Origin of the sequence: Peribacillus sp. NPDC097284 (assembly GCF_044761765.1) — a bacterium.
Lineage (GTDB): Bacteria > Bacillota > Bacilli > Bacillales > DSM-1321 > Peribacillus.
Genome location: NZ_JBIWCZ010000002.1, coordinates 21,267 through 33,857, shown reverse-complemented (window position 1 = coordinate 33,857; position 12,591 = coordinate 21,267). Strand labels below are relative to the sequence as shown.

Genomic DNA, 12,591 nt, shown 5'->3' with positions numbered 1-12,591 from the left:
TTCCCTTGGAATTTCCACAGGGGACAGCGTTTTTTTATATATACCATTCTCGTAAAAATCCCTTCCCATTCTATGTCAATATTCACAAATAAACATAGTCTATATATAGAAAGCAAGAAGGAGGGAAATTTTATGAGTAACAATGGATTCAACATGGATGAATCTCAAAAAAGGTTAATGGAACTACTCGTTTCAAGGACTTTGAGAAAGCATGGTGTCAAAAAGGATAAAGTTGATTTGAGTGATAAAGAAAGAAGTCACTTAAAAGAGACCATACAGTTTTTACAGAAACAATCTGAAATGCTTATCAATCAAGAGAAAAGCATTACAGAAAATGATGTGAATCCCGTCACAAATTCTCACCACACTAGTTATTCCGATACCAAAGACAAATAACTAACATTCCTCCTATTCAATTACGCTCTTTTCGGTATGAAGCGCAGACTGGACCTTGCTTCTTTACCATTCATTCTGAACACTTCATTCCATGATGCTTCATCCGTTCGCACAAACTCTTCAAAAAAATATTTGAAAATAAACGAATGAATTGATTTATTCGTCCAACCAAATTTACATGCATAGCATATTTTAATAGGGAATTAAACCCTAAGGAGGAAAAAACGACATGAACCAAAATGTATATCATAGCAACAATTGCAATACAACAAAACATTCTGAAAGATCATGGTCGGCTCTAGACAATAACACCAACCATCCCCTAACATCATTCTGTGAAGAATCCGCAAACGAAATTGAACAAGAAGCTAAACAGGATAATTCGCAACTCCAACTATCTGAAGAGCTTGTTTACATTAAAGATTCTTGTAATGTAAGAGTAATCTCTACAGATGTTAAAGCGGCCCTTTCTTTACAGACGGCAATCCAAGCAGCCATCGCTGTCATCGTCAGCATTTCCATTGCAGACACTGACCAAGCGGACCGCATTACTCAAGAATTGATTCAATCTTCTAATGTTAAACAAATTACACGTCAAAAAACAATTGTTGAAAACAGCCGTGATATCGAAATCACTACAACCGATGCTCAAATCGCCGTTAACATTCAATTGTTACTACAATTATTGTTAGCTCTAATTGTAGAATTAGACGTTCTTTAAGAGTGAACACAAAAAGGACACATAAATGTGTCCTTTTGTATTTCTATCGAAGTTTCAAACCATTTCGTTTACATATCCTCCTTTTCCTGTCATTTCAGCCGTGATTTCCTCTTGAGCCCTCATTAGTAAATGGTTCTTATACGCACCTGCTCCAGGTGATCTGTCCTGATTCATATTCGTGACATGGTCAAATTTTTCCGACCGCTTCGTTTCGTCTTCCAACACTTGGTCAAAACGAATTGGCTGAATGGGTGTCGTTCCATCAACGATTCTTGGCTTTCTCTCCGCTTCTACTGTCCGGTTTGCGTATTGAATGTATTCGAATTGCGTTACTGGCGCTATGTATCCCATCATTAACCCTCCTCACTATATAGGTTCTCTTGTCATTTACATACCCACTCCAGAATGAAACGAAACATCTTTTCCGGATTCTTTTTTTCTATTTCTCTGGTAAAATGGAGATTGCCGATATTTTTAATAGATTTGAGGTATCCATTTATATGAATCAAGCAAAATCGGGAAATGAAATCATACATCTACTTACTGTTTCGGCTAGTGAGCTGCAGACACTCTTTGAAAAAGGAAAACGTGATCAGCTCTCTTGTGTCATATGTGATAAGCCAGTGAAATTATTCATTGGCATTCATGAAACACCTTATTTTTATCACAGTGACCCTTCACGACCTGCTTGTGAAATGCCAAATCCTATATCAAAACCTGAAACTAAACCTTTAGAATACATGGAACAAAACGGATTCAGAATTCCTAAATCACGCACCATTACTGAAACGAAGACTGTTATCGAACCGTTTTTGAAAAGTCGGACCATTACAGGCAATCCTCCCTATTTGGATAAACCATCCGTCCGCACTGAACTTTTGGATCCTTACTTTCAGGAACTATCTGAAAAAGGGATCATGCTTGATGCCGAACAGTTAAAAGCAGTAAAAACGATAGAAGGTCCCGTCCTTGTTTTATCCGGGGCTGGAAGCGGTAAAACCAGAGTATTGACGGTAAGGACTGCCTATATGCTAACTGTAGAAAAAATAAATCCTAAAAGCATTATGCTTGTAACCTTTACAGCGAAATCTGCAAAGGAGATGCAGCAGCGGCTAATCAGCTACCCTTATATGTCCCCTTCCCTCGTCTCTCAAATTGTTAGTGGCACCTTCCACAGCATCTTTTATAAAATCTTGATCTTTCATGAGCCTGCAAAATGGCAACGGGACTTCCTGTTGAAGTGGAATTGGGAAAAAGAAAAAATATTGAAGCAGGCCGGTCGGGAGTTGGAGCTTGATGAAAAGGAATTTGCCTATGATCAGGCACTTCAGCAAATCGGCCTCTGGAAAAACTCGTTGATTTTTCCTGACGATGTCAAACCGAATGATGATTGGGAGAAATCCTGTCTATTCCTATATAAAAAGTATGAAGCGTATAAAGAACAAACAAGTAAATATGATTTCGATGATATGCTGGTAGGTTGCTACGTATTTTTGAAAAGCCATCCTGAATTGTTATTGAAATATCAACAACGGTTCCGCTATTTTTTAGTGGACGAGTTTCAGGATATTAATAAAGTTCAATATGAGTTGATAAAACTCCTTTCAGCGGAAACAAAAAATGTTTGTGCAGTTGGTGATGACGATCAAGCCATCTATTCATTCCGTGGGAGTGATCCAAAATATATCCTGAATTTCAACCATGATTTCCCTGGTTCCCAAGTCGTGAAGTTGACCGAAAATTACCGTTCTTCCCATGAGATTGTTGCTACGGCAAATAGAATGATAAAACGAAATCAGCATCGGATGGATAAAACGATGCGGGCACAACATAATCAAGGGAATCCAGCTGTGTTATTCTATCCGCATGATGAAGAGCTCGAAGCGACGATGATCGTGACCGACATACAAGAAAAGATATCCAAAGGTGCCAATCCTGGTGACTTCGCCATCCTTTACAGGACCCATACGATGTCGCGTGCCATTTTTGAAAGACTGGCATCTTCCAACCTTCCCTTCGTGATCGAAAAGGATGCGGATTCTTTTTATCAACGGCGGGTCATCCATGGCATGCTTGCATTCATGCGCTTAAGCCTGCACCCTCAGGATAGCAAGGCCGCTTCTGACGTCCTTTCTTCCTTGTTTTTAAAGCAGAGTGTCCTACAGGAGCTAAAAGCCCAGACGATCTTGCAAGATTGTGACTTTATCGATGCTTTTGCTTTTGTAAAAACGGGACATGCCTTTCAAGAACGTAAGTTAAAAGCAATACCGGCACAAATCCGTTCTATAAAGACCATGTCCCCGCTCGTGGCTTTAGAAGTCATCGAGAAGGATTTGGGCTATCAGGAGTATGTAAAGAAAAGGGGAAATGAAGCCCACTTGGAAAAAGGTTCGGATGATATTCGTGATTTGAAAGTGGCTGCTAATCGGTTTCCCACAGTCGCTTCCTTCCTCGACCATGTCGATCATATGACTGCCATGGTTCAGGAAGTGAAACAGCTATCCAAGCACTTTAAAGATGCCATTCAGCTCACGACGATTCACCGCTCTAAAGGCCTTGAATATCAATCTGTTTATATTCTGGCTGCGGTTGATGGCAGCCTTCCCCATGACTTTGCATTGGATTCGTATCGTAAGGGTGAACTTGGTCCTCTTGAAGAGGAAAGGAGATTGCTTTATGTGGCGGCGACCCGGGCCAAAAAGAATCTTTATATCTCTGTCCCGCAAACGAGACGTGGAAGGACGGCCCACCCATCCAGGTTCTTGAATCTTTAAAGATATCCAGGGAAACAGACAGGAGCCTGCAATACTGCAGGCTCCTGTTTCGCTTACTATTTTTTATTCATCATATTGGAAATTGTCCCGAAATCCAGTTTATTTCCCTCAGCAACGATAGAATGTACGATTTTGTCTTCCATTTCCTTGTTGACTGGTTTATTGGCTATTTGAGATACCCTTTTAATTACATTCCTGACAGTCGTTTCATCTTTAAAATTGGCACCCTGTAGTGAGTTTGCCAATTCCATAACATCCTTCATGTTTACACCCGTTTTTCCTTCTATGTTTTTAAACAAATTATTATCCATGCCTAAGCCCCTCCTTTTCTGTATCTATCTTATGGAAGGATGAGGGATATGTGCAAGGTCCATAAAAATCAATAAAAAAAGGAATAGGCTAATACAGCCTATTCCAATTACACTAACAGAAAGAAGCCCCGACAATAACTAATAGGATAAACAATACAACGATCAAGACGAACGTGGATCCAGCACCAAAGCCACCACCACTGTATGCTTCGCCTCCATATCCATAGCCATAGCCTTCATTGCAACCGCCACATCCGTAGCCACCATAACCAAACATATTACAATCACCTCGCTCTCAAATTGAGCTCACTGATAATATATGTAGGGTGGGACAATATGTATAGGCCATGCCCTAAACATCATGCCCATTTCCGCTATGTATGGATCATCCTTTCGGTCTGAAGACCAAAGCTCCGATAAATCCAAAGATGATAGCTGCAGAGATTCCTGAACTCGTGATTTCAAACATGCCGGTAAGGACGCCGACAATCCCATGCTTTTCTGCTTCTAACATGGCTCCGTTCACCAAGGAATTCCCAAAGGAAACAATGGGAATGGTTGCTCCTGCTCCTGCAAAGTCTATAAGCGGTTCATATAATTCGAAGCCTCCCAGTATGGCTCCTATTACAACGAATAAGCTTAGTGTATGTGCTGGGGTTAGCTTAGCCAAGTCGAATAAAAGCTGGCCGATTACACAAATCAAGCCTCCGATGACAAAGGCCCAAAAAAACATTGCTAACATCCTGATCTCTCCTTTTTCATGTATTTGTCCCATACTCAATGGCCACCGCATGGGCAATACACGGAATCGATTCTTTTTGCTGATACGTTAACGGTGACAATAATGCCCCTGTTGCAATCAATAATATCCGTTTATATTTCCCCTGACTCATTTCATTTAATAAATGACCGTATAACACGGCTGCGGAACAACCGGCACCACTTCCACCAGCTAAAACAGGCTGATCCTTTTTATAAATGATCAATCCACAGTCTTTGAATTTTTCCTGGTTGATCCTACATCCTTTTTCCTTCAAAAGATCCAACGCCGTGGACCTTCCTATCTGCCCTAAATCACCAGTGACAATCAAGTCATAATGGTCAGGGGTAAGACCCGTGTCTCTGAAATGAGCGATAATCGTATCTACGGCAGCGGGTGCCATTGCCCCCCCCATATTGAAAGGATCCTTCAACCCCATGTCAATGACTCTTCCAATGGTAGCGGAAACAACATGAGGGTATGCCTCCTGCCTCGTACCATTTGGAGTCACCAAAGCTACCCCCGCACCGGTTATCGTCCACTGAGCAGTAGGTGGTTTCTGTCCCCCATACTCTGTTGGATAACGGAATTGTTTTTCGACGGCTGCATTATGACTGGACGCCCCTGTCAGCACATAGTTAGCCCCACCGTAATTGGTGATGAAGGCTGCCAGGGCAAGACCTTCCATCGATGTAGAACAAGCACCGAACAAACCGAAGTACGGAATCCCATTGGTTCTAGCTGCCAGACTGGTGGGTGTAATCTGGTTGATTAAATCCCCTGCCAGAAAAAATTGCACTTGTTCCTTTTCAATTCCCCCTTTTTGCAGGGCAATCTCCACTGATTTTTCCATCAAATGACGATGGGCCTTTTCATACGAATCCTGCTCCATCCACAGGTCGCTGTACAGAATGTCAAAGTCACCCGGAATTTCACCATTTGCTTCAAAAGGTCCGCCCGTTACACCCGTACTTAAAATGATTGGTTTATTAGCGAACGTCCAAGTTTGTCTCCCCTTTAGCATCGATTAACCCCCTATCATCTGAATAATCGTTTTGATTAAAGCCACGACGAAAGCGGAAAATACACCAAATAGAATGACCGATCCCGCCAATTTAAACATATTGGAACCCACACCAAGGACGAATCCTTCCGTACGATGCTCGATGGCCGCTGAGATGACCGCGTTACCGAAGCCAGTAACAGGTACGGCACTACCAGCTCCAGCAAATTGCCCAATCCGGTCATAAAATCCGAAGCCCGTCATTAAAAGAGCAAGAAATACCATGGTTGCAGTGGTTGGGCTCCCGGCCGTCTGCTCCGTGAAATTAAAGAAGTAAATATAGAAATAAGAAATGGCTTGTCCCACTATGCAGAAAATACCGCCTACCAAAAAAGCCTTTAGACAATTGGTCAAGACAGGCCTTTTAATCTCGTGCTTGCCTTGAAGCTGTTTATATTCATCTTGCTGTGGGGTCGTCTTTTCCTTTCCGCTCATACTTTGAAACCTCGCCTTCTTATATTAATTCCTTATGAAGCTCAACTATTTCTTTGAATTTCTTTTTCGCTTTCTTTTCTGGTACATCTTTTTCCTTAAGCAATTCATCCAACCTTACTGACTCCAAAAAGATTTTATAATCGCTGGAAATGATAAATTTATACTTTGGATACTTGTCTTCCAATTTTTTTGTCACGTTTTTATCGATTTTTTTCATATGAAAACGCTGTAGATGCTTTACTTTATAGGCCACGAGGATTTTCTTACCATTTTTCACAACGATCACATCATAAATTTCGTCTTCATCACTTACCATCTCCTTAACTTTCGTAATGAGTCCTTTTTCATCTTCTTCATCTTCTCCGTGAATGATATCCATCGGTTCCGGATTCGTTCGCTTGATTAAAGCCAATCCTTCTGTTTTCCCATCATCTTTACTGCTGCAGCCAGTTAATAGGAGCATAATGACTGCTAGAGACATCCAGCTAACATATAAAATTCTCCGTTTTCTGAACATAGAATCACATCCTAATTTAACGTTCTATTATTATCTTCTTGTTTATCCCATTTTTTATGAATGGTAGGATTAGGAAATAAAAGAAACCCTTCCAAAGAGGAAGGGTTCCGTTTATTTAATAGGCTTTGTTTTTTTTGCTTTTATTACAGCCACAATCTTTTTTAATTTTGACAGGCTGATCTTTTTTGATTGGTTTCGCAGCATACTGCCAAGGATTCTGTTTATAATTCATTTGTGACCCTCCTTTATCATCTATACCATACTATATGATAAAAAAGACAAGTTGTACTCCGTCAAATATCCATAATTTTACTGATAATCACTTCAATTATGGAACCGACTGCAGCAACGGCAAGGACCAAGATCAATACTTGCCCCATGAACACATGCTCAAGATAAAGGATGACCAGAAAGAGGCTGGACCACACACCTACACACCAAAAACAACTAAGCAATTGGCCAATCCAACCTCTCAATCCCTTTTCTTTTGGAACTAGGTAAACTTCAGCCGTCCCATCTTCACCTTTTTCTTCAATTTCTTTAAAGAATGGACGACGCAAAGGTTCGGTTATTTTATCAAAAACGATTAATCGAGTAAGCCTAAATGAAGCCAGACCTAATAGAAGCACGATTGTCAAATCAGACTGCGAGAGAAACATGTATATTTTGCTCCTTCACTAATTGGACTCTTCGATAATAGTAGCATTCATTATATCCGGCAATCTGACGAACCGGATATGGTTCCCCCTTTTGATCTTTACCGACTCCCCCCTCATCCCCATGACTTGAAACCTAACCGTTTCACCATGGATAACTGCTTCACAAACTGGTTTTGGGTATCCTTTATGTTGGGAAAGGCGTGTTATGAGGTCAGTTGTCGAAACCTTCTCCACCCTTTTCTTCCTTTTGGTTTTTTTCTTTTCTGGTTCAAGATCTATAGGAATTTCCTCATTAGTTTCTACGGGCGCATGTTCTTGTTCTGGTTCAGGTACGTATTGGTCCGTTATTTTTTTTATTTCACTCAGTTCCGATTCAATTTCCTTCATTGCCTCGTACACACCGAACTCCTGTTTTATCTTTTCTATTTTTTGAGTCTTTCGGTCATCTTCGACTACTTCAGGCTCTGCTGACACTTCTTTCTTTTTTCTTTTTGTCCGGTAATCACTTTGCATGTTCCCTCTTTGGGCCTTCACTTCTACTTGATCGACATATAGTAAAGGTTTTGATTTTTTATCATTTTTATTTTCTGACATGCAAATCCTCCTAATATTTCAAGATAACCACGGATTGAAGCTGCTCTATATGGTATTTGACGACCTTTTTACCAAAATGATGCCTGATAAAAAGACTGGATTCCTGTTTTTGTTCCAACTTTCCGAATAGAGTGCGGCCATTAATGGTGAACTTACAAACAGGTTTAGGTGCAAAAGCAGGCAGTCTCCCCAATAATTCCAGCAATTCCTCCGTATTATAGGAACCATCTAGTCTCTTACTGGTAGGGTTTATCTGTTTGACCGGATGCTCACATACTGTTTGCACCCCATTGGTAAAAGACAGACGCTTTTTCACGTCCATAACTTTCCCTCCTTCACTCATTCAACAATGGATTTCAAAGGGGTTCCCACCGATTTTTCACACTACAGGCTTTTATCTGCTCTATGTATCATCTATATGAAGCACTCCGTTTTTTATGCTCGGTAAGTAACCTTCTTCCAAAAAAGGAGAATCGTCCTCTATTGGATATTCCGGAATGAAATGGAGATAACTAAACGAAGAATGATAGTAAAGGAGTAAACAAAGATGAGAAAAAACGGGAAAATTTCAACTGTACAACTATCTTTGATCATAATGACTGCTGTCGGTTTAAAGAATCATGTGACAATCCTCCCTCATTTATTACCGGCAGCAAAACGGGATGGGTGGATTACTGTCCTTATTTCCTTTTTTCTCATTGTGGGTTGGTGTGTGCTTTTGTACTTTATTCACAAAGCCACGGCACATGAAAATGTTTTCAAATGGGTCGAAATGAACATTGGCAAGCTGCCTGGGAAGGTACTAGCGATTTCCCTAAGCATGCTCTTCGTCATATTAGCGGCAGTCTCATTGAAAGAGATGGTGGTATGGACCAAGGTATCCTACTTACCGGTTACCCCTCCCTTTATTGAAATCATCCTTTTCACGGGATTATGTTTTTTTCTCGCAAATACAAACATACAAACGATCGCCATCGTGAATACCTTCGTATTGACTGCAGTCATTGCATTCGGATTGTTTGTCGCCTTCACCAATATTCAATTCAAGGACTATGCACTTTTGAGACCGGTGCTGGAACATGGGTGGAAACCCGTTTTTTCCGGTATCATCTACCCTTTATCCGGATTAATAGAATTGATGGCACTTCTGTTCATGCAGCAAAAGGTTCATGGACCGTTAAAATATAAGGTGTTTTTCTTCAATGCCTTAATCCTTACTTTACTCATACTGGGACCGCTTATCGGATCGATTACCGAGTTTGGACCGAAGGAAGCTGCCAGACAAAAATATCCTGCATTTGAGCAATGGGGTTTGGTCACATTGGGCCGCTTCATCGAGCACCTTGACTTTCTGTCGATTTATCAATGGTTAACCGGTGCTTTTATAAGGGTCTCCTTTTTACTATTTCTATCCATTGAAGTCCTTTCCATTAAAAAGAAGCGGAATAAAACGATTCTACTCATCATTTTTTCCCTGGTCTTGATCATTTCTAATTTATATAGAATCAGTGATATCGAGTTATATTTCATCATTAAAACATTTATCATGCCTGGAACTTTCTATTACTTTTTAGCGGTGTCCATTCTATTGAGCCTTTTCGTTTTTTTCAAAAATCGCCGAAAAAGGAGGACCAAATCCGATGTTCAACAAAAAGGAAAAGCAAGCATCCAAACCGATTAAGCAAGACTCGGTTACCAAAGAGCCTCTTCGTACAGATGAAGAATATTTGAAAGAGGTTTTCCGAAATTCTGAGGATGTTTTTTTTCAAAACGCTTTCTATCGTGATGATGCCCCTGTTAAAGTCACATTAATTGGCTGTGAAGGGTTAATCGACAATGAATTATTGAATAATCTTGTGTTCGAGAGGTTGACTCTTTTTTTCCAGAAATATAAAAAAGGAAAGATTACGGTCGAGGACTTAAAATCCTCCCTTCACCTCCCACAGTTAACAGAATTGACGACAACGGAACAACTATTTGCCGAGATATACTCGGGAAAATTGATCATCCATGTATTAGGTACGAATCGATTATTATCTTCCAATATAGCGAACCGTCCACAACGTAGTCCCGAGGAGACATCAGCTGAAGTTACCATTAAAGGACCTCGGGATAATTTCATAGAGGATTTATCAGTCAATGTCGCTTTGATCAGGAAGCGGATGCGCACCAATTCCTTAAGTGTGAAGCATTTTGAAGTAGGCAGACGTACCTTGACCAAAGTAGCTCTTTTATATATGGATGATATTTCTAATCCCGAGATGGTGGATCAACTTTCCAAGAAAATCGAATCACTTGATGTCGACGGAATTTATAGTGGGAATCAATTCATGGAATTAATCGAGGAAAAACCTGCTATCCTTTTTCCGAGGCATCACTACTCAGGAAAGCCTGATTTTGCGGTACAGTGCCTATTAAAAGGGAGGATATTGTTGCTCATCGATGGGATTGCTTATACCATGATCACTCCTATCAACCTTTTTATTATCTTAAAGACCTCAGAAGATAATGAATATACATCAACCTACGCCACCTTTGAAAGAGGACTTCGTATCTTCGGAATCTTTGTTGCTGCGCTTTTACCGGGTTTTTGGGTTGCCTTAACTACGTTTCATCAAGATCAGCTTCCTTTGATCCTTCTTGCCACTGTCGTTGAATCGAGGCGGGGATTACCGCTTCCCACTGCACTCGAAGCCATAACCATGGTCATCGTATTTGAAATCTTCAAGGAAGCCGGCATGCGCCTTCCAAGTTCGATTGGTCCAACATTAAGTGTCCTCGGCGCCTTAATTATCGGAGATGCTGCAATCCGATCTGGATTGACAAGCCCCGCCATGCTGGTCGTGATTGCAGGCTCAGCGGTAGCCACCTTCACGCTCGTTAACCAATCCATCATAGGGGTCATCAGTTTGGTCCGGCTTCTCTCGATTGCTTCTGCGTCCTTTTTAGGTCTGTTCGCTTTTTTCCTTCTTGCTCTATTTTTATGTGCATACGTGAGTAATATACGAATATTAGGGGTCCCTTACTTGGAAGTGACCGCTAACTTAAGCCCAACCAATATATTTAAAACCCTTTTTAGAGTTCCCCCCACTTTCGATAAAAGAAGGCCTACCGTCATTGCGCCAAAAGACTCCACGAGGAAAGGGGATGATGAAAAAAAATGAAGTACAAGTTCATCCCATTACTGGTGCTTGTCCTCATTCTTTCTGGGTGTTGGGATTCGAATGAACCGGAACGGCTTGTATATGCCCATGGGGTTGGAGTCGATTATAAGGACGGCAAGGTCGTCGTTTACCTTCAAATCATCAACTTACAGGGATTGGCTAAAACCGAAGCGGGTGGCGATCCAAGTTCACAAAATGCGAGTGATGTTGGAACTGGAACCGGGGATACACTGGAAGAAGCCATTTTCGATTTATATCATACGTCAGATCGTCGCATTTATTGGGGTCATCTTTCGTTTGTCATTTTTTCTGATGAAGCCCTTAATGCAGGGGGATTCAAAAAGACAGTGGATTTTCTGGACCGCTATCGTGAAACGCGTTACCGCATTTTCTTTTATATGACCAAGGAATCAGTTAAAGAAGCAATGCTGGTTGCTCCTATCGAAAATATTTCCCTGGCTTTTTCTAAATTAAGCGATCCCGAGGGGAACTATAAGCAAAGCTCATTTATACCACCCATAAACTTGAGGGAACTTATCATTGAAATGGACGAACCAGCTTATTTTGTTTCCATTCCCCGAATGAAAGTGACAAAACAATGGAGCGGCCAGAAAGAAAAAAAGAAAGACTTGCTGTTGGATAGCATTGCAGTCATTTCAGAAAATAAGATTAAAACCATTTTTCCTACTCGTGCAATGAAAGGGGCAAGACTGGTAAATAAGAACTTTGTTCGCGATAGTGTTACACTTTTCCCGGGGACCAGGCAGGACACTTCTGTCATTGTTTACGAAAAAAAGGTTAAAATGAAACCGGTTATAGAGAAGGATGGAAAGGTACGGTTTCACATCAAGATGAAACTTAAATCGAGCATCGAGACGATGAAGGTGGATTCATCACCTAAGGAATATGAAAGAGAATTAAAGCGTATTCTCAAAAAGGAAATCAAATACACCTATAAATATGCAAAAGAAAAGAAAGTCGATCTATTCAGACTTTCTGAAACCCTTTATCGAAAAGACATTAAAAAGTGGAAGGAAATTCAAAAAGACGGAGAAATTCCATTAGAAGATGACACGATTAAATCGATAAAGATCGAAGTGAACCTACAAAATACCGGGAAGGATAAATTGACTCCAATTTTTGAAGACCAAAAGGATAAGGGGCATATGGACCGATAAAAGGTTATCGTTGTCGAAA

16 protein-coding genes are annotated in these 12,591 nt (G+C 40.7%); 6 read left to right on the top strand and 10 right to left on the bottom strand.

Annotated elements, in window-relative coordinates:
• The first annotated feature begins 132 nt into the window (after positions 1-132).
• On the top strand, positions 133-396 hold the full coding sequence (locus ACIQXU_RS05900) for a hypothetical protein (RefSeq protein WP_402987482.1): 264 nt from the start codon (positions 133-135) through the stop codon (positions 394-396).
• A gap of 229 nt (positions 397-625) precedes the next feature.
• Positions 626-1,117: a spore coat protein gene (locus ACIQXU_RS05895; protein ID WP_402867820.1), complete on the top strand. Its 492-nt coding sequence runs from the start codon at positions 626-628 to the stop codon at positions 1,115-1,117.
• 54 nt (positions 1,118-1,171) lie between these two features.
• Here ACIQXU_RS05895 and ACIQXU_RS05890 read toward each other — a convergent pair whose 3' ends face one another.
• A complete protein-coding gene (locus ACIQXU_RS05890) occupies positions 1,172-1,468 on the bottom strand; it encodes a hypothetical protein (RefSeq protein ID WP_402955906.1) in 297 nt (98 codons plus the stop codon).
• A 149-nt stretch (positions 1,469-1,617) separates the two neighbouring features.
• Here ACIQXU_RS05890 and ACIQXU_RS05885 point away from each other — a divergent pair, with 149 nt between their 5' ends.
• Positions 1,618-3,891, top strand: coding sequence for an ATP-dependent helicase (locus ACIQXU_RS05885; RefSeq protein WP_402987479.1), 2,274 nt, complete (start codon positions 1,618-1,620; stop codon positions 3,889-3,891).
• A gap of 56 nt (positions 3,892-3,947) precedes the next feature.
• Here ACIQXU_RS05885 and spoVIF read toward each other — a convergent pair whose 3' ends face one another.
• The 9 genes from spoVIF to ACIQXU_RS05840 all read right to left on the bottom strand — a co-directional run bounded on the left by spoVIF (position 3,948) and on the right by ACIQXU_RS05840 (position 8,552).
• Positions 3,948-4,202: a sporulation-specific transcription regulator SpoVIF gene (spoVIF, locus tag ACIQXU_RS05880; RefSeq protein WP_402867817.1), complete on the bottom strand. Its 255-nt coding sequence runs from the start codon at positions 4,200-4,202 to the stop codon at positions 3,948-3,950.
• A 112-nt stretch (positions 4,203-4,314) separates the two neighbouring features.
• The gene (locus tag ACIQXU_RS05875; RefSeq protein WP_402987476.1) at positions 4,315-4,479 is read right to left on the bottom strand and encodes a YjcZ family sporulation protein; all 165 of its coding nucleotides are present in this window, start codon (positions 4,477-4,479) and stop codon (positions 4,315-4,317) included.
• A 108-nt stretch (positions 4,480-4,587) separates the two neighbouring features.
• On the bottom strand, positions 4,588-4,944 hold the full coding sequence (gene spoVAE, locus ACIQXU_RS05870; protein WP_402987473.1) for a stage V sporulation protein AE: 357 nt from the start codon (positions 4,942-4,944) through the stop codon (positions 4,588-4,590).
• Positions 4,945-4,960: 16 nt separating this feature from the next.
• The gene (spoVAD, locus tag ACIQXU_RS05865; protein WP_402867814.1) at positions 4,961-5,986 is read right to left on the bottom strand and encodes a stage V sporulation protein AD; all 1,026 of its coding nucleotides are present in this window, start codon (positions 5,984-5,986) and stop codon (positions 4,961-4,963) included.
• Positions 5,987-5,989: 3 nt separating this feature from the next.
• Positions 5,990-6,460 carry a stage V sporulation protein AC gene (spoVAC, locus tag ACIQXU_RS05860; RefSeq protein ID WP_402867813.1) on the bottom strand — a complete coding sequence of 157 codons (471 nt, stop codon included), beginning with the start codon at positions 6,458-6,460 and terminating at the stop codon, positions 5,990-5,992.
• 19 nt (positions 6,461-6,479) lie between these two features.
• Positions 6,480-6,977, bottom strand: coding sequence for a YhcN/YlaJ family sporulation lipoprotein (locus ACIQXU_RS05855; RefSeq protein WP_402867812.1), 498 nt, complete (start codon positions 6,975-6,977; stop codon positions 6,480-6,482).
• 293 nt (positions 6,978-7,270) lie between these two features.
• Complete coding sequence (locus ACIQXU_RS05850) at positions 7,271-7,636, bottom strand: DUF1360 domain-containing protein (protein ID WP_402987470.1); 366 nt, start codon at positions 7,634-7,636, stop codon at positions 7,271-7,273.
• Between the two features lie 18 nt (positions 7,637-7,654).
• Positions 7,655-8,230, bottom strand: coding sequence for a hypothetical protein (locus ACIQXU_RS05845; RefSeq protein ID WP_402987467.1), 576 nt, complete (start codon positions 8,228-8,230; stop codon positions 7,655-7,657).
• 10 nt (positions 8,231-8,240) lie between these two features.
• Positions 8,241-8,552: a hypothetical protein gene (locus ACIQXU_RS05840; RefSeq protein ID WP_402987464.1), complete on the bottom strand. Its 312-nt coding sequence runs from the start codon at positions 8,550-8,552 to the stop codon at positions 8,241-8,243.
• Between the two features lie 225 nt (positions 8,553-8,777).
• On the opposite strand from ACIQXU_RS05840, the gene ACIQXU_RS05835 reads away from it, so the two are divergent.
• The 3 genes from ACIQXU_RS05835 to ACIQXU_RS05825 are packed head-to-tail and all read left to right on the top strand — an operon-like array spanning position 8,778 to position 12,572.
• Positions 8,778-9,911 (top strand): GerAB/ArcD/ProY family transporter, encoded by a 1,134-nt coding sequence (locus tag ACIQXU_RS05835; protein ID WP_402987461.1) that lies wholly within the window; start codon positions 8,778-8,780, stop codon positions 9,909-9,911.
• Positions 9,871-11,394, top strand: coding sequence for a spore germination protein (locus ACIQXU_RS05830; protein WP_402955896.1), 1,524 nt, complete (start codon positions 9,871-9,873; stop codon positions 11,392-11,394). The genes ACIQXU_RS05835 and ACIQXU_RS05830 overlap by 41 nt, the downstream gene beginning before the upstream one ends.
• Complete coding sequence (locus ACIQXU_RS05825) at positions 11,391-12,572, top strand: Ger(x)C family spore germination protein (RefSeq protein WP_402987458.1); 1,182 nt, start codon at positions 11,391-11,393, stop codon at positions 12,570-12,572. Before ACIQXU_RS05830 ends, ACIQXU_RS05825 begins: the two co-directional genes overlap by 4 nt.
• Positions 12,573-12,591 lie beyond the last annotated feature (19 nt).